At 67.8% G+C, this 21,006-nt stretch carries 16 protein-coding genes; 10 read left to right on the forward strand and 6 right to left on the reverse strand.

Annotated elements, in window-relative coordinates; translation table 11 throughout:
- Positions 1-85 precede the first annotated feature (85 nt).
- The 3 genes from E3T54_RS04125 to E3T54_RS04135 all read left to right on the forward strand — a co-directional run bounded on the left by E3T54_RS04125 (position 86) and on the right by E3T54_RS04135 (position 4,595).
- Positions 86-1,897: an ABC transporter family substrate-binding protein gene (locus E3T54_RS04125; protein ID WP_241977043.1), complete on the forward strand. Its 1,812-nt coding sequence runs from the start codon at positions 86-88 to the stop codon at positions 1,895-1,897.
- Positions 1,898-1,998: 101 nt separating this feature from the next.
- Positions 1,999-3,531: an ABC transporter permease gene (locus tag E3T54_RS04130; protein ID WP_134474682.1), complete on the forward strand. Its 1,533-nt coding sequence runs from the start codon at positions 1,999-2,001 to the stop codon at positions 3,529-3,531.
- Complete coding sequence (locus tag E3T54_RS04135) at positions 3,531-4,595, forward strand: ABC transporter permease (RefSeq protein ID WP_092321298.1); 1,065 nt, start codon at positions 3,531-3,533, stop codon at positions 4,593-4,595. Before E3T54_RS04130 ends, E3T54_RS04135 begins: the two co-directional genes overlap by 1 nt.
- A gap of 29 nt (positions 4,596-4,624) precedes the next feature.
- On the opposite strand, the gene E3T54_RS04140 is transcribed toward E3T54_RS04135, so the two are convergent.
- Positions 4,625-5,209, reverse strand: coding sequence for a PH domain-containing protein (locus E3T54_RS04140; RefSeq protein ID WP_166784440.1), 585 nt, complete (start codon positions 5,207-5,209; stop codon positions 4,625-4,627).
- 115 nt (positions 5,210-5,324) lie between these two features.
- On the opposite strand from E3T54_RS04140, the gene E3T54_RS04145 reads away from it, so the two are divergent.
- From E3T54_RS04145 to E3T54_RS04155, 3 genes are all read left to right on the forward strand, one after another.
- A complete protein-coding gene (locus E3T54_RS04145) occupies positions 5,325-7,007 on the forward strand; it encodes an ABC transporter ATP-binding protein (protein WP_092321300.1) in 1,683 nt (560 codons plus the stop codon).
- A gap of 5 nt (positions 7,008-7,012) precedes the next feature.
- Complete coding sequence (gene typA / locus E3T54_RS04150; protein ID WP_092321301.1) at positions 7,013-8,923, forward strand: translational GTPase TypA; 1,911 nt, start codon at positions 7,013-7,015, stop codon at positions 8,921-8,923.
- 105 nt (positions 8,924-9,028) lie between these two features.
- On the forward strand, positions 9,029-9,463 hold the full coding sequence (locus E3T54_RS04155; RefSeq protein ID WP_092321302.1) for a hypothetical protein: 435 nt from the start codon (positions 9,029-9,031) through the stop codon (positions 9,461-9,463).
- Between the two features lie 100 nt (positions 9,464-9,563).
- Here E3T54_RS04155 and efeB read toward each other — a convergent pair whose 3' ends face one another.
- From efeB to efeU, 3 genes are read right to left on the reverse strand one after another with little or no spacing between them, the layout of a single operon-like run.
- Entirely contained in the window at positions 9,564-10,916 is a 1,353-nt protein-coding gene (gene efeB / locus E3T54_RS04160; protein ID WP_134474684.1) for an iron uptake transporter deferrochelatase/peroxidase subunit, read from the reverse strand.
- Positions 10,913-12,085 (reverse strand): iron uptake system protein EfeO, encoded by a 1,173-nt coding sequence (gene efeO, locus E3T54_RS04165; protein ID WP_134474685.1) that lies wholly within the window; start codon positions 12,083-12,085, stop codon positions 10,913-10,915. The genes efeB and efeO overlap by 4 nt, the downstream gene beginning before the upstream one ends.
- 32 nt (positions 12,086-12,117) lie before the next feature.
- Positions 12,118-12,981, reverse strand: coding sequence for an iron uptake transporter permease EfeU (gene efeU, locus E3T54_RS04170; RefSeq protein ID WP_134474686.1), 864 nt, complete (start codon positions 12,979-12,981; stop codon positions 12,118-12,120).
- 185 nt (positions 12,982-13,166) lie between these two features.
- On the opposite strand from efeU, the gene E3T54_RS04175 reads away from it, so the two are divergent.
- The 4 genes from E3T54_RS04175 (at position 13,167) to E3T54_RS04190 (ending at position 17,078) form a co-directional block, all read left to right on the forward strand.
- The gene (locus E3T54_RS04175; protein WP_134474687.1) at positions 13,167-14,102 is read left to right on the forward strand and encodes a PIG-L deacetylase family protein; all 936 of its coding nucleotides are present in this window, start codon (positions 13,167-13,169) and stop codon (positions 14,100-14,102) included.
- Positions 14,103-14,167: 65 nt separating this feature from the next.
- Positions 14,168-14,491: a ferredoxin gene (gene fdxA / locus E3T54_RS16965; protein WP_092321306.1), complete on the forward strand. Its 324-nt coding sequence runs from the start codon at positions 14,168-14,170 to the stop codon at positions 14,489-14,491.
- Between the two features lie 7 nt (positions 14,492-14,498).
- A complete protein-coding gene (gene dapC, locus E3T54_RS04185; RefSeq protein WP_304992059.1) occupies positions 14,499-15,599 on the forward strand; it encodes a succinyldiaminopimelate transaminase in 1,101 nt (366 codons plus the stop codon).
- Positions 15,600-15,809: 210 nt separating this feature from the next.
- Positions 15,810-17,078: a citrate synthase gene (locus E3T54_RS04190; protein WP_092321352.1), complete on the forward strand. Its 1,269-nt coding sequence runs from the start codon at positions 15,810-15,812 to the stop codon at positions 17,076-17,078.
- Positions 17,079-17,195: 117 nt separating this feature from the next.
- Here the strand turns inward: E3T54_RS04190 and E3T54_RS04195 are convergent, their stop codons facing one another.
- The gene (locus E3T54_RS04195; RefSeq protein WP_241977044.1) at positions 17,196-19,832 is read right to left on the reverse strand and encodes a penicillin acylase family protein; all 2,637 of its coding nucleotides are present in this window, start codon (positions 19,830-19,832) and stop codon (positions 17,196-17,198) included.
- A gap of 185 nt (positions 19,833-20,017) precedes the next feature.
- Positions 20,018-20,998 carry a 2,3,4,5-tetrahydropyridine-2,6-dicarboxylate N-succinyltransferase gene (gene dapD, locus E3T54_RS04200; RefSeq protein WP_092325244.1) on the reverse strand — a complete coding sequence of 327 codons (981 nt, stop codon included), beginning with the start codon at positions 20,996-20,998 and terminating at the stop codon, positions 20,018-20,020.
- Positions 20,999-21,006: the final 8 nt, after the last annotated feature.

Consider the following 21,006-nt stretch of genomic DNA (forward strand, 5'->3'; position numbering starts at 1 on the left):
ACCTCTCTAGGGTCAGTAGCAACCAGCACGGCGTCGAGGCCCGCACGGAGTCCCTGCCGCTTGCACACATTGCACAGGAGGAACAATGAGAATCAGACGCATCGGGGCAGCAGTTGCTGCCGTTGGCGTCGTCGCTCTCGTCATGTCAGGATGCGCGGCCCCCACGGCCGAATCCGGACTCGACAAGGGCACGTCGGTCAACGTCGCGTGGAACCAGCCGTTTTATTCGTATAACGGCATGACCTCGTTCGGCAACGCCACGGCGAACGCCAACATCATCTACATGACGATGGACTGGTTCAACCTGTACGACAACGAGCCCAAGCTCGTGAAGAACACCGAGTTCGGCTCGTACGAGAAGGTCTCCGAAGACCCGCTGACCGTCAAGTACACCATCAAGGATGGCGTCAAGTGGTCTGACGGCACCGCCGTCGACGCCGCCGACATGCTGCTCAACTGGGCCGCCAACTCGCGCTCGCTCGACACCCCGGACTTCGACCCGGCAGAGTTCACCGACCCTGACACGGGCGAGTTCACCGACGCCTTCCCGAAGGACATCGTCTTCTTCGACTCCGGCGCAACGCCCGACTCCGGCCTCGGCCTGGTGCACGACGTGCCGAAGATCGGCGATGACGGCCGCTCCATCACGATGGTGTACGAAACCCCGTACGTGGACTGGGAGCTCGCTTTCCCGAGCGCTCTTCCGGCGCACGTTGTCGGCAAGAACGCCCTCGACCTGACGGACAACAAGAAGGCCAAGGATGCCGTCATCAAGGCCATCCAGGACAAGGACGACAAGTCGCTGGCCTCGCTGTCCAGCTTCTGGAACTCGGGCTTCAACTTCACCGAGCTGCCCAAGGACCCTGAGCTGTACCTGAGCACCGGCCCGTACACGATCTCGTCGTTCAAGGCCGACCAGTTCATCACCCTCAAGGCCAACCCCGACTACACCGGCGCCCACAAGCCGACGATCGAAGAGGTCACCATCCGCTTCATCGGCGACCCGCTGGCCGCAGTGCAGGCGCTCCAGAACGGCGACGTCGACGTCATCTCGCCCCAGGCGACCGCTGACATCACGACCGCCCTCGACGGCGTCAAGAACGTCACGGTGATCAAGGGTGCCGAGGGCACGTACGAGCACATCGACCTTCAGATCGACAAGTCGAAGAACGGCACGTTCAGCGACCCGAAGGTGCGCGAGGCCTTCATGAAGGTCATCCCGCGCCAGGAGATCATCGACAAGCTGATCAAGCCGATCGTCGGCGAGGACGCCACGCTGCGTGACTCGCAGATCTTCGTCCCCGGCGCCGAAGGCTATGACGACTCCGTCAAGGCCAACGGTTCGGCCGCATACGCCGAGGTTGACGTCGAGGGCGCCAAGGCGCTGCTCGCCGAGGCCGGCGTGACCAGCCCCAAGGTCTGCTTCCTCTACAGCTCGACCAACCCGCGCCGCGTCAACGAGTTCCAGCTGATCCAGACGTCGGCGGCACTTGCCGGCTTCGTCGTTGAGGACTGTGGCAACGAGAACTGGGGTGGCCTCCTCGGTACCCCCGGTGCCTACGACGCCTCGCTGTTCGGCTGGCAGTCCACGAGCCTCGGCGTGACCAGCTCCGGCCCGACTTTCGAGACGGGCGGCATCAACAACATGACGTTCTTCTCGAACGCCGAGGCTGACAAGGTCATCAAGAAGCTGAACGGCGAGTTCGACCCGGAGAAGCAGATCGAACTGCAGAAGCAGCTCGACAAGCTCATCTGGGACAGCTACTACGGCGTCACCGTCTTCCAGTTCCCCGGTGTCACGGCATACAACAACAAGATCGAAGGCGTTGACCCGTCGATCCTGTCGCCGACCATCTTCTGGAACATCTGGGACTGGAAGGTTGCAGCCAAGAAGTAGGGCTTGAGCCCCCGCTTCCACTGAAATCCGGTGGGCGTCGGGACCGAAAGGTCCCGGCGCCCACTGCCAGATCCTCATAGATTGGCTGGTCGCCACCGCTCATGGCCTCATTCGTAACCCGGCGCCTGATCGCCGCAGTTTTCGTACTCCTCGCCGCGACATTCCTGATGTACATCCTCGTCTCAATGTCGGGCGACCCGCTCAAGGAGCTGCGGGAAAGCAGCGCTCCGAACAAGCTCGAGCTGATGGAGGCCCGCACCAGGCTTCTCAACCTCGACGTTCCCCCCTTCTTCCGGTACTTCATCTGGCTCGGCGGCATCGCGCAATGCTTCGTCGGCCAGTGTGACTTCGGCGTCAACGTGCAGGGCCTGCCGGTCAACGTGCTGCTCCAGCAGGCGATGGGATCAACACTGCAGTTGGTCGTCTCCGCCCAGCTGATCGCGATTGTCGTCGGCCTCGCGGTCGGAATCACCACCGCCCTGCGCCAGTACAGCGGATACGACTACTCCATCACGTTCGCCTCCTTCCTCTTCTTCTCGCTCCCGATCTTCTGGGTGGCCGTACTGCTCAAGCAGTACATCGCCATCGGATTCAATGACTGGCTGGCTGAGCCCAGCATCGGGATAGCGGTTCTGATCGGGATATCGATAGTCTCGGGCCTGCTCTGGATGTCTGTTCTCGGCGGCACCGGCAGGAAACGGCTGACCACACTCGCCGTCGCCACCGTGTCAACGGGCGCGCTCCTGGCCTACCTCAACCTGACCGGCTGGTTCAGCACCCCCAGCATCGGCATCGTCGGCGTGGTCCTCACGGCTGTTGCCGCGGCCCTGGGCGTCACGGCCATCTCGGTCGGGTTGAAGAACAGGAACGCGCTGCGCGGTTCGCTGGTCACGGCGGCCGTGGGCATCGCGCTTTACTACCCGATGACCTGGTATGTCTTCCGGTTCATGACCTTGCCGCTCTTCCTCGGCCTCGCGGTACTCTCCGTCGTGGTCGGCGGCGCGATCGGGTATTTCCTGGGCGGACGAGACCGGTGGCAGTCCGCTCGCACCTCGGCCATTGTGTCGGTCATCATCAGCGCGGTCATCGCGCTCGAGGGCCACCTGTTCTATTGGAACGACTACTTCAACTCGACCAGGATCAACGGGCGGCCGATCGCGACCTTCGGTTCGGCGACGCCGAACCTCGGCGGCAACTTCTGGGTGCAGGGGATTGACACCTTCACCCACCTGCTGCTGCCCACGATCGCGATCATCCTGATCTCCTTCGCCGGGCTCACCCGGTACACGCGGTCGAGCATGCTCGAGGTGATGAACCAGGACTACATCCGCACCGCGCGTTCCAAGGGACTCACCCAGCGCACGGTCGTCGTTCGCCACGCCCTCCGGAACGCGCTCATCCCGATTGCCACGATCATCGCGCTCGACATCGGAGCGCTGATCGGCGGCGCCGTGATCACCGAGTTCGTCTTCGGCTGGAGCGGAATGGGCCAGCTCTTCCAGAAGGGGCTCCAAAACGTCGACCCCAACCCGGTGATGGCGTTCTTTGTGGTCACCGGTCTGCTGACCGTGATCTTCAACCTCGTCGCGGACCTCTTGTACGCTTCCCTCGACCCGAGAATCAGGGTGTCATAATGGTCGACCTCAACCTGGCCCTCCAGGATCCTCCGCACGAGGGTGAACCCGAACGCGACGAATCCACGATCGAGCAGCGCGAAACCATCGGCCTCAGCCAGGGGCAGATCGTTCGCAAACGGTTCTTCCGTCACCGTGGCGCCGTCATCTCGATCTTCGTGCTGGCCTTCGTCATCGTGCTCGCCTACACCTCCGTCGGGCTCCACCTCTGGGGTCTGAGCACCACCGGGTGGTGGCCCTGGCATTGGCGGGAAACCCCGCCCCTGGTCAACCGCGGTATTCCGACGCTGAACCTGATTCCGGGGCCGGGCTTCGGCATCGGACCTCACCCGTTCGGCCAGGACGTCGTCGGGCACGACATCTTCGCGCTGGTCATGCGCGGTGCGCAGCAGTCGATCATGATCATGGTGCTCGTCGGTTCGGTCGGCACCATGGTGGGCGTGTTCATCGGTTCGCTGGCCGGCTTCTACCGAGGCTGGTCTGACTCGCTGCTGATGCGCTTCACCGACGTGATCATCACGATCCCGTTCATCGTGATCGGCGCCGTGATCGGACGCTCCACCGGGTCGCTCGGAGCAGCCGTCCTCGGGCTGATGCTCGGTCTGTTCGCCTGGACCGGGCTGGCCCGCCTCGTGCGCGGCGAGTTCCTCTCGCTTCGTGAGCGCGAGTTCATCGATGCGGCCCGGGTCTCCGGGGCCAGCGACAAGCGGATCATCTTCAAGCACATCCTGCCCAACGCGGTCGGCGTGATCATCGTCAGCGCGACGCTGCTCATGGCGGGTGCGATCCTCGGCGAGACGGCGCTCAGCTTCCTCGGCTTCGGCGTCAAGTCGCCCGACACATCGCTCGGGTTGATCGTCGCCGAGAACCAGGCCGCGTTCGCGACCAGGCCGTGGCTGTTCTGGTGGCCGGGTGTGTTCATCATCGTCATTGCGCTGAGCGTCAACTTCATCGGGGACGGCCTGCGCGATGCGTTCGATCCCCGCCAGAAGAAGATGCCGTCGCCTCGTGCGCTCGCCCGGGCGGCCGTCCGCCGGGCCCGCGACAAGCGCGTCTCGGTCTAGCGGTGGCCCCGGTGCTCCAGGCGGCGCTGCTACACGACCATGCCGGCCACGGTACCCGCGAGAAGCCCGCCGAGCACGGCAATGGTGGCCCAGTGCACGGTGACCTTCAGCGATCCGGGTTCAACGACCCCGCTGTCCAGGTGGCCGGCATCGCGCAGCGCTTCCCAGCGCCGGCGCAGCACGAAGGCCACCTGGCCGGAGGCGGTGCTCACCGAATCGCCGGGGCGCACGCTGCGGCCCGGCCCGTAGGCGGTCTCGCCCAGGTTCCGCACATCGGCCCTCTCAATCGCAACGGCTCCGCGGATGCCTGGGCTCGGCGCGGCCCAGACCGGGATCTTCCGTTCGGGAGTGAACAGGGTCAGGCTGAACCGGGTGTCGATGCGCAGGATCGCGGGCCACGGCACCTCGAACGTGCGCAGCACGTTGACGACCGTGACGCCGTGATCGTCGATCAGGATCCGGGGACGCCAGAACACGGCGATCGCCAGGGCGCTGAAGAAGGCCAGCGGCCAGACCGTGCGGAGAAGGTTGGCCCAGTCGCCGGCAACGGCGAGGCCGGCCAGCCCGATCAGGCACAGGACCACGATCACCGCGGCGAGGACACGCCCGAACATGGGGCGAAATTGGAACGACTCTGTCAGCACACCCTTAGTTTCGCAGATAGCCCGCTTCACCCAGACAGGATGGCAAGCAATGACTGATCCAGCGACCGTCGCACTGAGCGACGACATGGTTTTCGACACCCTCCCCGAGATCGTGCTCGAAGTGAAGGACCTCGACGTCGACTTCTGGGTAGAGGGCGAGCTGTACCCGGCCGCCATCGACATGAACTATGAGGTGCGCCGCGGCGAAGTCCTCGCGATCGTGGGCGAGTCCGGCTCCGGCAAGAGCACGGGGACCATGGCGCTGCTCGGCCTGCTGCCGTCGAACGCGCGTGTCACCGGCTCGATCACCCTGCTCGGAAAGCAGTTGCGGGGCATCCCCGAGGCGGAGCTGCGCAAGGTGCGCGGCAACGCGATCGCGACGATCTTCCAGGAGCCGATGACGGCCCTGAACCCGGTCTACACGGTTGGTTTCCAGATCACCGAAGCCCTGCGCTCGCACTTCGACCTCTCCCCGCACGAGGCGAAGGAGCGCGCGATCGAGCTCCTCACCATGGTTGAGATGCCGAACCCGTCGGAGTCCTTCAACAAGTACCCGCACCAGTTGTCGGGCGGACAGCGTCAGCGGGCCATGATCGCCCAGTCCATTTCCTGCGACCCGGTCCTGCTCATCGCCGACGAGCCGACCACGGCGCTCGACGTGACGGTCCAGGCGGAAATCCTCGACCTGCTCCGCAACCTGCACAAGCGGCTCGACAGCGCCATCATCCTGATCACCCACGACATGGGTGTCGTCGCCGACCTCGCCGACCGGGTGATGGTGATGAAAGACGGGATCACGGTGGAGTCCGGCGTCATCGACGACATCTTCAACCGGCCGCAGCATCCGTACACCAAGCAGCTGCTCGCGGCGGTCCCGCACCTCGGCCAGGGCATCGAGCTCACCGAGCGCCCGCAGGCCTTCCGCGCTGTGGACGCGAAGCCGGTGCTCGACTTTCAGAACGTGGCGATCGAGTACCCCAAGCGTGGGCGGATCCCGGCCTTCCGTGCCGCGGACGAGATCAACTTCCAGGTCTTCCCGGGCGAGATCGTCGGCCTCGTGGGGGAGTCAGGGTCGGGTAAGACCACCCTGGGCCGCGCGGCCGTCGGACTGCTGCCGATCCGCGAGGGGACCCTCATTTCGTGCGGCATCGACATCTCGAAGGCCGGCATGCGCGACCTTCGCCCCCTGCGCCGCAAAGCGGGCATCGTCTTCCAGGATCCGGCATCGTCGCTGAATCCACGGATGCCCATCGGCGAGTCGATCGGGGAGCCGCTCTACCTGTCGCGGGAGGCCAGGGGTGCCGATCTCGACAAGCGGGTGCAGACCCTGCTCGAGCAGGTCGAACTGCCCACGAGCTACCGCAACCGGTTCCCGCACGAACTCTCCGGCGGCCAGAAGCAGCGCGTCGGCATCGCCAGGGCGCTCGCCCTGCACCCCGATCTGCTCGTCGCCGACGAGCCGACCAGCGCCCTGGACGTGTCAGTTCAGGCTCGATTCCTCGAGCTTTTGCAGGAGCTGCAGGGCCGTTTGGGCTTCGCCTGCCTGTTCATCAGCCACGACCTGGCGGTCGTCGATGCGCTGTCGCACCGCATTGCGGTGATGCATAAGGGTAAACTAGTCGAACAGGGGACTAGCGACCAGATTCTTCGTGCCCCCAAGGACCCTTATACCCAGCGCCTAATCAGCGCCGTGCCTGTGCCTGACCCCGCCGAGCAACGAGCTCGCCGCGAGGCTCGCCAGATTGCGAAACGACAAAACAAGGAATAGAACTTATGGCGATTGCCACGCGCAATAACCTCCGGAACGTTGCAATCGTTGCCCACGTTGACCACGGCAAGACAACACTGGTCGACGCGATGCTCAAGCAGACGAACTCCTTCGCAGACCACTCCCATGTGGAAGAACGCGCGATGGACTCGAACGAGCTCGAGCGCGAAAAGGGCATCACGATCCTCGCGAAGAACACCGCGGTGTCCTACAAGGGCCTGCACGCGACCGACGGTCCGATCACGATCAACGTGATCGACACCCCCGGCCACGCCGACTTCGGTGGCGAGGTGGAGCGCGGGTTGTCGATGGTTGACGGCGTCGTCCTGCTCGTTGACGCGAGCGAGGGCCCGCTGCCGCAGACCCGTTTCGTGCTCCGCAAGGCGCTCGAGGCTCACCTGCCCGTCATCCTGCTGGTCAACAAGACCGACCGCCCCGACGCGCGCATCGACGAGGTCGTGGCCGAGAGCCAGGACCTGTTGATCGGCCTCGCCAGCGACATGGCCGACGACGTGCCCGACCTCGACCTCGACGCGATCCTCGACGTTCCCGTCGTCTACGCCTCCGGACGTAACGGCGCGGCGAGCAGCAACAAGCCCGAGAACGGCCAGCTGCCCGACAACGACGACCTCGAGCCGCTGTTCGAAGCCATCCTCAAGCACATCCCGGCGCCTCAGTACGATGACGAGCACCCGCTTCAGGCGCACGTCACCAACCTCGACGCCAGCCCGTTCCTCGGCCGCCTCGCCCTGCTGCGTATCTTCAACGGCACGATCAAGAAGGGCCAGACCGTGGCCTGGGTCAAGTCCGACGGCACCGTGGCGAACGTCAAGGTGACCGAGCTGCTGATCACCAAGGCTCTCGACCGCTACCCGACCGAGAGCGCCGGCCCCGGCGACATCGTCGCCGTCGCCGGTTTCGCCGACATCACCATCGGTGAGACCCTGGCCGACCCGGATGACGTTCGCCCGCTGCCGACCATCACGGTCGACCAGCCGGCCATCTCGATGACCATCGGAACCAACACCTCGCCGCTCATGGGCAAGGTCAAGGGTCACAAGCTCACCGCGCGCATGGTCAAGGACCGCCTCGACCGCGAGCTCGTCGGTAACGTCTCGCTCAAGGTCGTCGACATCGGACGCCCCGACGCCTGGGAGGTGCAGGGCCGAGGAGAACTCGCCCTCGCCATCCTGGTCGAGCAGATGCGCCGCGAGGGCTTCGAGCTCACCGTCGGCAAGCCGCAGGTGGTTGTCAAGCGCGTCGACGGCAAGATCCACGAGCCGTACGAGCACCTCACCATCGACTCGCCGGAAGAGTACCTCGGTGCGATCACGCAGCTCCTCGCCGCGCGCAAGGGCCGCATGGACAACATGGCCAACCACGGCACCGGCTGGGTTCGGATGGAGTTCATCGTTCCGTCCCGCGGCCTGATCGGCTTCCGCACCCAGTTCCTCACCGACACCCGCGGCACCGGAATCGCCAACGCGATCTTCCACGGCTACGAGGAGTGGGCCGGAACCATCGTCACCCGCAGCAACGGATCGATCGTCGCCGACCGTTCCGGTGTGGTCACCCCGTTCGCGATCATCGCGCTGCAGGAGCGGATGTCATTCTTCGTCAACCCGACCGAAGAGGTCTACGAGGGCATGGTGATCGGCGAGAACTCGCGCGCCGACGACATGGACGTGAACATCACCAAGGAGAAGAAGCTGACCAACATGCGTCAGTCCACCTCCGACACGTTCGAGTCGATGACCCCGTCCAAGCAGCTGACCCTCGAGGAGTGCCTCGAGTTCGCCCGCGAGGACGAGTGCGTCGAGGTCACGCCCGCCATGGTGCGCATCCGCAAGGTCGAGCTCGCGGCATCCGCCCGCCAGCGCCAGACGTCACGCCTGAAGAAGCAGGACGCCAACTAGGCACCCCCCTGCCCCATCCGCGAACCCGCAGTTGTGCGCGCTAAATCGTCGATTTAGCCTGCACAACTGCGGGTTCGCGCCATTTTGTATGAGGAAAGCAGAACCATGAAGACCATCAGCAGGCAGAGCCTGAGCGTCTCGCTCGCCATCGTCATCGCCGTAGCGGGCGTTCCGCTGCTCACCGGCTGCTCGGCCGAAGGCGCCGTCAACGGCGCCGTCCAGGGCGCGACCGGCGGGGACGTCAGCCTCGGCGGGAAGCTGCCCACGGGCTGGCCGGACGAGGTCGCCGTCATTGACGGGGAACTCCTCTTCGGCGCCCGCGGCGCCGGCGACAACAAGGACGGCTGGGTCGTGACGGTGAAGTCCGACGCCACGGACCCCCTCGAAGAGGCCAGGAAGACGCTCGAGGATGCCGGCTTCGTCGGTGACACGCGCGTCTCGGCCGGCGACGCCAGCGTCGTCGCGATGAAGAACGACACCTACACCGTCGTCGTCGCCAGCAACTCCGACGGCCTGCTCTACACGGTCAGCCCGGGCTAATCCGCCCCGCGGGCGCCGCTACGCGTTGAGTTGCGGAGAAAGTACTTTCGTTTTCGGATTGAGGGTACTTTCTCCGCAACTCAACCTGACGGGCGCCGGGTCAGGCGAAGAGGGCCTGCCCGATGTATGCGCCGTCCCGGGCGCCGGGCGGCACGGCGAAGAGCGCCGACCCGACGTGCCGGGTGTATTCGTTCATCGCGTCGTTCCTGGCCAGGCTCAGCTGCACCGCGGAGAACTGCTCCGGCGACCGCTGGAAACTGATGAAGAACAGGCCGGCATCGAGCCGGCCGAGTTCGTCGTTGCCGTCGACGAAGTTGTACCCCCGGCGCAGCATCCTGCGACCCTCGTTCCGGGACGGATGCGCGAGCCGCACGTGTGCGGCCTTGTCGATCAGCGGGGCGTCGTCCGGGCCGGCTTTGTCGAAGTCGGGCTCGGTGAACTCCGATCCGCCCGACAGCGGGGCGCCCTCGCCCTTGCTGCGGCCGATGATCGCCTCCTGTTCGCGCAGGATCGTGCGGTCCCAGGTCTCGATCGTCATCCGGATGCGCCGGGTCACCAGGTAGGAGCCCCCGGCCAGCCAGGCGGGGCCGTCCCCGGGCCGCACCCAGACCTGCTCGTCCACCGCCGCGGGTTCCTCGGCCTTGATGTTCGCTGTGCCGTCCTTGAACCCGAACAGGTTGCGCGGGGTGGCCTGGCTCGTGCTGGTGGACGAGGTGCGCCCGAAGCCCAGCTGTGACCAGCGGATGGCCGCCTTGCCGAACGCTATCCGGGACAGGTTGCGCACGGCGTGCACGGCCACCTGGGGGTCGTTCGCGCAGGCCTGGATGCAGAGGTCGCCGCCGCCCTGGCCCTCCTCGAGCATGTCGCCGGGGAAGTGCGGGAGATCGACGAGGTCGGCGGGGCGCTGGGAGGCGAGGCCGAAGCGGTCGGCGCCATCCTTCGCCTCGAACAGGGTCGGCCCGAAGCCGAAGGTGATCGTCAGGCCCGCGGGCTCCAGGCCGAGCGCCTCCCCGGTGTCTTCCGGGGGCGCGTCGTAGGGCCCGTCGACGGCGCCGAACTCTCCGACGTCCCGGCCGGCGGTCATGGCCGCTGCCGCGACGGTCCAGTCACGCAGAAGTGCGATCAGGTCCCCGCGGCTGGTGCCCGGGCTGAGGTCGAAGGACGCGAAGTGCAGGCGGTCCTGGGCAGGGGTGACGATGCCGGCCTGGTGCCGGGCGTAGAACGGGTAGCTGTTCGCCGTGCCGGCGCCCCCGGTCGCGGCGATGACCGTGCGGTCACCGGCGACGCCCAGCCCGAGCCCGGCGATGCCGGCTCCGGCCAGGCCGAACAGTCCGCGGCGGGACAGGCCGCGCGGCGCGGCGGGCTGGCCGGCGGCGGGAGGCGTGACGGCGGGCCGGCCGGCGGAAGGCGGCGCGGCAGGCCGGCCGGCGGAAGGCGGCGTGGCGTCGGTCACGAGATGACGAGGGCCGCGGTGAGCCGGTTGAGCGGCTCGCCGAGCGCGTTTACCTGGTCGGCGAGGGCGCGGATGTCGGCGGCGGAGAGCTCGGTGTACGCCGCGAAGCCGTCACCGACCCGGTGCTCGTCGAGGAGCGCCTGGAGAGCGGCGAACTCCGTGTCGAGCTGCCGCGCGAGCTTCCGGTCCTTCTCCAGCAGGATGTCGCGCACCCCCGCGTAGAGCACCTTCGCGCCGTCGACGTTGGCCTGGAAGTCCCAGAGGTCGGTGTGCGACCAGAACTCCTCTTCGCCGGTGACCTTGCCGGAGGCGACCTCCTCGAGCAGCCCGATCGCGCCGTTCGTCTGCTGGGACAGGGTGAAGCTCAGGTCCGCCACCTTGCCCTTGAGGGTCTGCGTGTCGGCGACGAGCAGCTTGGCCAGGTGCGCGCGCTTGTCGGCGCCGTAGGCCTGGAAGCCGGCCTCGGCTTCGGCGGGCCAGAGGTCCTTCTCGATGGCGTGCCAGCCGGTCCACTCCTGGCCTTCCTCGAGGTCGGCTTCGCGCAGGTCGAGCTTCGGGTCGAGGTCGCCGAAGGACTCGGCGATGGTTTCCACGCGTTCCCAGTGGGCGCGGGTCGGGGCGTAGAGGCGGCGCGCGAGGTCGTCGTCCCCGGCGACATACGCGGCGGCGAAGGCGTCGGTGCCGGTGGCGAGCTCGGCTACCTCGTCCCGGACGTAGCCGGCGTAACCGGAGTTGGCCGTTTCGATCCGTGCGGCGAGGGCGGCGTCGACCTCGCCGGCAGCGCCCGATTCCGTCACGGTGAAGGGCGCCTTGCCGACGCCGTCGCCGCTCATGCCCGGCTTGCAGGCCGTGAAGTATTTTCCGGGCTCGAGTTCCACGACCAGGTCGCGGCTGAGGCCGGGGCCGATGTTCTCGGCCTCGCCGACGATCCTCAGCCCGTCGTGGCCGAGCAGGTAGAACTCGGTGACCTTGTCGCCGGAGTTCGTCACTCGGAAACGCACGGTGCCGGCCGGGGCCTCGGCCGCCGACACCGCGCACTCGGTGGCGCTGCTGTCGACGGTCAGCGTGGCGTGGGTGGCATCCGGGCCGCTCTCGTTCGCGACGCAGCCGGTGAGGGCCAGGAGCACGGCGGAACAGACAGCGGCGGGCAGGGCGAGGCGGGAGCGCATGGGAGTCCTTTGGTAACCGGGAAAGAGAGGGTTCAGCGGGCGGCGACGACGGCGCGGCCGGCGCCATCCGGGCGGGCCTCGGCCGGGCGTTGCCGGTCCTGCCGGCTCTTCAGGATGAACAGGGCCATCGTGGGCACGAGATAGGCCAGCCAGGCCGCAAGTTCGAGCCAGGTGGTGGCGGGGGAGAAGTTCAGCGTGCCCTTGAGCAGGGTGCCGTACCAGCTGTCGGGCGGGATGGCGGCGCTCACATCGAAGGCGAGGCTGTGCAGGCCCGGCAGGATGCCCGCCTCCTGCAGGTCGTGCACGCCGTAGGAGAGCACGCCCGCGGCGACAACGATCAGGATGCCGCCGGTCCAGGCGAAGAACTTCGCCAGGTTGATCCGCAGCATCCCCGCGTAGATCAGAGCGCCGAGGGCGACCGCGGTGAGGATGCCGAGCCCGGCGCCGAGCAGGGGGAGTGTGGTTTCGCCGGTCGCCTGCACGGCGGCCCAGATGAACAGGGCCGTCTCGATGCCCTCCCGGCCCACGGCGAGGAAGGCGACCAGCACGAGGCCCAGCCCGGTTCCCAGGAGATGACGGTCGATGCTGCCCTGCAGATGGCCCTTGAGGTCACGGGCGGTGCGGAGCATCCAGAACACCATCCAGGTGACCAGGCCGGTGGCGACGATCGACAGCACGCCGCCGATGGTCTCCTGGGCCGCGAAGGACAGGCCGACGGTTCCGAAGGTGAGGACGGCGCCGATGCCGAGGGCCAGAAGCACGGCGAGGCCCACGCCCAGCCAGATGCGGGCCAGCACGTCGCGCCGGTCGATCTTGACGATGTACGCGATCAGGATCGTGACGATGAGGGCGGCTTCGAGACCTTCGCGCAGGCCGATCAGATAGTTTGCGAGCACGGGTCTTCCTGGTTTGTTCCGTCGGGTCGGCCGGCGGCGTGATTCCCGCGGCCGGTTCGGCCGAGGTTGGTAAGGCTAACCTTACTTCCTGATCACTCTAACCGGGGCCGCCGGATGCTGTCCAGTTATGCTTTTGCACGAGGGCGCTTGGCCCGTCACACGCGCACGAAAGCAGTGGAGTCCCGATGGTCATGTCCGGCAGCGAGGAACGCGTGGTCTTCGTGCACGACCGCCCCGGCGACGAAGCGCTGGCGACCGGCGGCACAATCGCCCGGCTCCGCTCCGACGGCGCACCCGTCGTGGTGCTGTTCGGCGCCATGCTGCCGGGGGAGTCGGATGCCGCCCGTGCGGGGCTGGCCGAGCTCGGGGTGACCGAGTGGCAGACGCTGCCCGCGGCATCCGCCGGGCGGGAGGACGCCCTCCGCCGGGCCCTCGCCGAGGCCCGCGCCACCGCGGTGGCGATCGGCTCCACCGACGAGGGGCTGCGGGAGTCCGCGACTCGGGCCGCCGAGGCGATGGGCGTGCCCGTCTTCATCGCCCGCCGGGTGACGCAGGGGGCCGGCGCGCGCCTGGTCGCCATCGATGTCAGCGACATGCTGGAACGCAAGCGCGGCGCGCTCGCCGCCTACCCGGACCGGTGGACGGTCACCGACGGTGCCGCCGAGCTGCCGGATGGCTCGCTGCTCGCCGTGACCGGCACGGAGACGTTTCTCCGCCACGAGCCCGATGCCCGCGAGGTCCGGGACATCCAGCCCTCCCGGGGCGCCCGCCTGGTCGCCGCAGCGATCGCCCTGCTCCTCGGCGCGGCGTTCGGACTGCTGGGCACGATCGCCCACCAGAGCGTCTTCGTGCTCGGGCCGGCGACGATCCCGATCGGACTGATCCTCGCCCTCCTCGCCGTGTCCGCGCTCCTCGTCGGGCTGCGGCTCGTGTTCGGCGACCGGATGGTCGTGTTTTCCTGCGCCATCGGGATGCTCGGCACGATCTTCCTGCTGTCGCTGCGGAGCACGGGCGGTTCGGTGCTCGTCCCGGCGGGCCTGCCCGGAACGCTCTGGAGCATCGTGCCCGCCCTCGTGGCGACGTTCGTGCTCGCCTGGCCCCATCTCCCGGCCAAACGCTGAACGGCCGCGCACGCGCCGAACCGGCCTAGACTGGCTATCCGGCTCCTGAAGGGAATCCGCCCACTGTGACCTACGTCATTGCCTTACCCTGCGTTGACGTGAAAGACCGCGCCTGCGTCGATGAATGCCCGGTCGATTGCATCTACGAGGGCGAACGCTCGCTCTACATCCACCCGGACGAATGTGTCGACTGCGGTGCCTGCGAACCGGTCTGCCCGGTCGAAGCCATCTACTACGAAGACGACCTGCCCGACAAATGGTCCGAGTATTACAAGGCCAACGTGGAGTTCTTCAACGACATCGGTTCTCCGGGCGGCGCGGCGAAGATCGGTGTCATCCCCAAGGACCACCCCGTCATCGCGGTGCTTCCTCCGCAGGTCACGCACTAGTCCTCGCGTGCTGAAACCGCTCCCCGACTACCCGTGGGACCAGATGGTCCCGTTTGCCGCACGGGCGCGTGCCCATGAGGGCGGCATCGTCGACCTCTCGATCGGGTCGCCGGTGGATGCCACGCCCGACGTCATCCGGCAGGCCCTCGCCGGCGCCACCGACGCCCACTCGTACCCCCAGACGGCCGGCACGCCCGAGCTGCAGCGCGCGATCATCGCCTGGTATGAGCGGCGTCGCGGTGTCACCGGCCTGGCCGAGAAGAACGTGCTGCCCACGATCGGCTCGAAGGAGCTCGTCGCCCTGCTCCCGTTCATGCTCGGGCTCGGCGAGGGCGACACCGTGGTGCACCCCCGGGCCGCCTACCCGACCTACGCGATCGGCGCGGCCATGGCCGGAGCCTCGGCCCTGGCCTCCGACGACCCGGCGGAGTGGCCGGCCACGACGAAACTGATCTGGCTGAACAGCCCCGGCAACCCCGACGGGCGCGTCCTCGGGGTCCCGGAGCTCACAGCCGCCGTCGCCCGGGCGCGCGAAATCGACGCCGTCATCGTCAGCGACGAGTGCTACGCCGAGCTCGGCTGGGACGCACCGTGGGCGACAGAGCGGATCCCGAGCATCCTCGACCCTCGGGTGATCGGAGACAACCGTCACAATGTGCTGGCGATCTACTCGCTGAGCAAGCAGTCCAACATGGCCGGCTACCGCGGAGCCTTCGTGGCGGGGTGCGGCGGCGTGCTGGCCCGCCTCCTGACCGTGCGCAAGCATGCCGGGCTCATGCTCCCCGCCCCGTTGCAGGCGGCCATGGCCGCCGCGCTCGCTGACGACGCGCACGTGGCCGTGCAGAGGGAACGCTACCGGGCGCGCCGGGCCGTGCTGCTGCCGGCCCTGCGCGACGCGGGCTTCCGGATCGACCACAGCGAGGCCGGCCTCTACCTCTGGGCCACCGAGGGCGTCGACGCGTGGGAATCCATCGGCCGTCTGGCCGACCTCGGCATCCTGGCCGGCCCCGGGCCGTTCTACGGCGACTTCTACCCGAGGCACGTGCGCTTCTCGCTCACCGCCACCGACGAACGGATCGCGGCAGCCGCCGATCGGCTCCGTTCCTGACGTTGTGCATTACCGCCATCGAATCCGCCGGAGCTTTGGCGGATGCGACAGTAGGCGGCACGGACGATTAGGCTGTATGCGGTTGACGTTGCCATGCACCAGTGCTCTGCGGCGGACCGCCACAGACCATCAGGCAGCGATCTTCTCGCTGCCATACTTCAAGGAGGCGCCGTGAGCGACGTCGCACGCACCCCATCCGGCGAGCCGAAGATGGCCACCCTCACCTTCCCCGGCGGGAGCGCGGAGTTCCCGATCCTGGAGAGCACCGACGGCGCCGGCAGTATCGATATCTCCACCCTGACCCGGCAAACGGGCCTCACGACGATCGACTCGGGCTTCGTCAACACGGCGTCCACCCGCTCGGCAATCACGTTCATCGATGGTGAGAAGGGGATCCTGCGCTACCGCGGCTACCCGATCGAGCAGATCGCCCAGAAGTCGAGCTTCCTCGAGACCGCGTGGCTGCTGATCTACGGCGAGCTGCCCAGCGCGAGCGAACTCGAGGAGTTCGACACCCGCATCCGCCGCCACACGCTGCTGCACGAGGACCTGCGCCGCTTCTTCGACGCGCTGCCCACGAACGCGCACCCCATGTCGGTGCTCTCGTCCGGCGTCTCGGCGCTGTCGACGTACTACCAGGACTCGCTCAGCCCGAAGGATCCGGCCCAGGTCGAGATCTCGACAATCCGCCTGCTCGCCAAGCTGCCGGTGATGGCCGCGTACGCGCACAAGAAGAGCATCGGCCAGGCATTCCTCTACCCGGACAACTCGCTGAGCTTCGTCGACAACTTCCTCAAGCTCAACTTCGGCACGCTGGCCGAGCCGTACGAGGTCAACCCCGTCGTGAGCCGGGCGCTCGAACGCCTGCTGATGCTGCACGAGGATCACGAGCAGAACGCCTCCACCTCCACCGTTCGCCTGGTCGGGTCGACCGAGGCGAACCTGTTCGCGTCGGTGTCCGCCGGGATCAACGCCCTCTTCGGCCCGCTGCACGGCGGCGCGAACGAGGCCGTCCTCAAGATGCTCGGTGAGATCCAGTCCTCCGGCGAGGGCGTCGAGAAGTACGTCGAACGGGTGAAGAACAAGGAGCACGGCGTGCGCCTGATGGGCTTCGGCCACCGGGTGTACAAGAACTACGACCCCCGCGCGACGCTGGTCAAGGAGAGCGCCCACGAGGTGCTCGCCGCTCTCGGGGTCAAGGACGACCTGCTCGACATCGCCCAGGAACTCGAGCACATCGCGCTGAACGACGACTACTTCCAGGAGCGCAAGCTCTACCCCAACGTCGACTTCTACACAGGCGTCATCTACAAGGCGATGGGCTTCCCGACCCGGATGTTCACGGTGTTGTTCGCCATCGGCCGGCTGCCCGGCTGGGTGGCCCACTGGCGCGAGATGAACGAAGACCCGGCGACGAAGATCGGCCGCCCGCAGCAGCTCTACATCGGCTCGCCGGCCCGCGACTTCCCCACCCGCTAGTCCTTCCGCCCGCTGACTCCCGTCCGCCTTTTCCGCTCCATCCCGATCCGCCGAACTGTGAGTTTGGCACCTTCGTGGGGCCCGGGAAGGTGCCAAACTCACAGTTCGGCGAGAGGGTCAGTCGTTGCGGGCGGCGCGCAGGTGCAGGGTGTCTTGCGCGGACTTCTTCACGGCGGCCAGGCTGAACAGCCAGGGGCGGGTCTCGTGGCGCTGCCAGAGCGGCATCTGGTCGACGTAATTCGGGTGGAACGCGTGCCCGGACTCGCCGGTCAGGTTCAGCCAGGTTGAGTCGTCCCAGTCGGCGAGGCTGATCACCTGCCGCATCGACGGCACCCAGTCGACGGTGTAGCCGACCGAGGCATCCCAGCCGACGGCGTTGACGACGGATGAGCCGCCCGCGAGCTCGTACGGGCCCCGGTTGAACAGCCACTCGATCGGGGCAACGCCCGACTCGCCGAAGCTGGCGTTCTTGAGCTCGAGCGTGTGCAGCTTGCCCCACTCCCAGGCGGAGGCATCCGCGCCCATCAGGTCGGCGCCCTCTGCGGCGGCGCGGGTCAGCACCTTGCTGAGCATGCTGTCGCGTCCGACGGCGCCGATCCGATCGTTGACCCACCAGTCGGAATCGGGCTGGTCGAGCAGGGATTCCACAATCGAGAACGCCCGGTCGCCGCCGGTCAGCCCCAGCCCGTCCGGCAACTTGTGGTCGAACATGTTGACCAGCAGGTTGCGCCAGACGATGTTGAAGTAGGCCGCGGCCGCGCTGTCGGCGTCCACCTGGAAGTCCCAGTCGTCGAACAGCGCCTGGGCCTCACGCGCCGCGCCGGAGACCCGCACGTCCTGCAACAGGGGGACCAGGGTCGCCGCGGCCGCGCTGAAGTTGTCCGCCTGGATCTCGCTCATGGTGTCGGTGGTGACCGGCTTCCCGTCCTCGATCATGCCCTGCAGGCGCGAGGTGATCTCGTTCGCACGGTAGCCCAGGTCCCAGTCCGCGGTGATCAGGTGCGGGTAGTTCGCCCCGACCGGCGCGTTGTTCGCGGTGACGATGAGTCCGCTGGGCGGGTTGAACGTCGTCGGCAGCGCCTCGTAGGGGATGAACCCCGTCCAGCCGTAGTCGCTCGTCCAACCGGGCACCGGCACCGTGCCGTCGCCCTTCTTCCGAATCGGGATGAGGCCGGGAGCCTGGTAGCCGATGTTGCCGTCCACGTCGGCGTAGAGAAGGTTCTGCGAGGGCACCTCGAAGAGTTCGGCCGCAGCGCGGAAGCTCTCCCAATCGGTCGCCGCGTTGAGGGCGAAGATGGCGGTGGCCGTTCGGCCCGGCGTCAGCGCCGTCCACTGCAGCGCGAGCTGGTACTCGCCGGCGGGGGCTGCCGCTGCGGGGGCTGCGGCGCCGCCGGCGGCGGGCGCGGCGGGGGCTGCCGGCGCGGGACTGGCCGGCAGGCCGGCGGCGACCGGGTAGTCGCTCGCGATCCCCGGGAACGCGGTCCCCTCGAGGCCGCTCACGATCGGGCCGTGCTCGGTCGAATGGATCTCGATCTTCACCGAAGGCCCCCCGGCGACGGTGATCTTCTCGTTGCGCACGATCAGCGGCTTCTCCGCGCCGTCGTACTCGTAGCTGTCGCCGGTCACCTTCTCGAGGTAGAGATCGGCGACATCCGGCCCGAGGTTGGTGAAGCCCCACGCGACCCGGGCGTTGTGGCCGATGATGATCCCCGGCATGCCGGTGAACCCGTAACCGGCGAGGTCGAACGGGCAGTCGGCGCTGACGGTTTCGCAGCGCAGGCCGACCTGGTACCAGACCGAGGGCATGACCGGGCCGAGGTGAGGGTCGTTGGCGAGGATGGGCTCGCCCGTGTCGGTGTGCTCGCCGGAGACCACCCAGGAGTTCGAGCCGATTTCCCCGCCGGCCGGGCCGAGCAACTCGGGCACGGAGGCCAGCGCGGTGCGCAGGTCGTCGAGGGGGGAGGCGAGGGCGGTGCTCTCGAGCGCCTCGCTCGCGGCGGGCGCTGCCGCGGTGACGGCCGACGCGGCCGGCGGCATGCCGTCCACGATGGTCGGGTGGGTGGCATAGGGGTAGGCCGGGTGCAGCTCGGAGACCTCCTCGGGGGTGAGCGTCGCCGCGAGCGTCGCCCGGTCGATTTCGTCGTCGAGGTTTGAGCGGAGGTCCCAGGCCATTGCCTTGAGCCAGGCGACCGAGTCGGCCGGCGTCCACCGTTCGGGCTCGTAGCCGGCGTTCTGCAGGCCCAGCACCGCGTACTCGAGGGAGATGTCGGTGCCCTGGTGGGTGGCCAGGTAGGCGTTGACGCCGTCGGCGTAGGCCTGGTAGTACCCGAGCGTGACCGGGTCGAGCAGCGCTACCTCCTGCTCGGCAACGGCCCGCCAGCCGAGGGTACGGATGAAGGTGTCCGTGCCGACCTGGCTCTCCCCGAACAGCTCCGAGAGACGCCCGGCGGTCACGTGCCGACGGAAGTCCATCTCCCAGAAGCGGTCCTGGGCGTGCACGTACCCCTCCGCCATGAAGAGGTCCTTCGACGTCTTCGCGACGATCTGCGGGATCCCGGCGTCGTCGCGGTACACGGTAGCGTCGGCGTCGAGCCCCGGAAGAGCCACCTCGCCGGACAGCGTCGGGAAGGACCGCATGACCGTCCACACGCCGAGGCCCGCGGCCACAAGCGCCAGGCTCAGCACGATGCCGAGCAGGGCGAGGAGCGTACGGGCCCTGCGGTGGCGCCTGCTGCGCGGTGCGTCGGTACCCACGTCACTCCCCTGTGATCGAATCCGGACAGGTCGACGGATGCTGCGCATCCCGCTGGTCCTGCTACACGGATGCTATCGGCTGGGGCGTCTTCCGGCGGCGCGACTCCGCGTTGTGTTACCGAAGCGCAGCGTTGTCGAAGCGCCGAAGCGCCGTGTTGCCGAAGCCTGGTGCTGCCTAAGCATTGTCAGGCGTGCAGCGCCTCGTTGAGCACGACGCCGGTTCCGTCCCTGCGCAGCACCTCGACCGCGCCGGTGAGCGAGTTGCGGCGGAAGAGCAGGCCGGCCACGCCGGACAACTCGACGGCCTTCACCGTGCGGGGTGCGCCGTCCGCCGTGCGGGCCTCGCCGACGAGCACGACCTTGGTGCCGGCAGTGACGTAGAGGCCGGCCTCGACGACCGTGTCGTCGCCGATGGCGATGCCGACGCCGGAGTTCGCGCCGAGCAGGGCGCGCTGCCCGATCGACACCCGCTGGGTTCCCCCGCCGGAGAGGGTGCCCATGATCGAGGCGCCGCCGCCGATGTCCGCACCGTCGCCCACGACAACGCCCTGGGAGATTCGGCCCTCGACCATTGAGGAGCCGAGGGTTCCGGCGTTGAAGTTGACGAAGCCTTCGTGCATGACGGTGGTCCCGGGGGACAGGTAGGCGCCCAGCCGCACGCGGGAGGCATCCGCGATCCGCACCCGGTCCGGCGTGACGTAGCCCAGCAGCATCGGGAACTTGTCGATCCCGGTCGGCTGGATGCCCAGGCGCTGGAGCGAGGGGCGCAACCGGTCGTAGTCGGCCGGGTGCACCGGCCCGGCGTTGGTCCAGACGACGGTGGGGAGATGGCCGAAGATGCCGTCGAGGTTGATGCTGTTGGGGAGCACGAGCAGGTGGGAGAGGAGGTGCAGGCGCAGGTACGCGTCCGAGGTGCCGGCCGGCGGCTCCTGCAGGTCGATTTCCACGGTGACGGCTTCCAGGGAAACGTTACGCCGTGTGTCGTCGCCGGCGGCCGCTTCGAGTTCGGCGGGCACGATCCAGCGGTCGCGTCCGGCCGGCAGCCGGCCGAGACCGGGGGCCGGGAACCACGTGTCCAGCACGGTTCCGTTGCCGGAAACCGTGGCCAGCCCGTACCCCCAGCCATGCGTCGGTGCGGGGGCGTTTGACGGGAGCGGCGTGACCATGGCTCTAG

The sequence above is a fragment of the Cryobacterium sp. Sr8 genome, assembly GCF_004403225.1.
Lineage (GTDB): Bacteria > Actinomycetota > Actinomycetes > Actinomycetales > Microbacteriaceae > Cryobacterium > Cryobacterium psychrotolerans.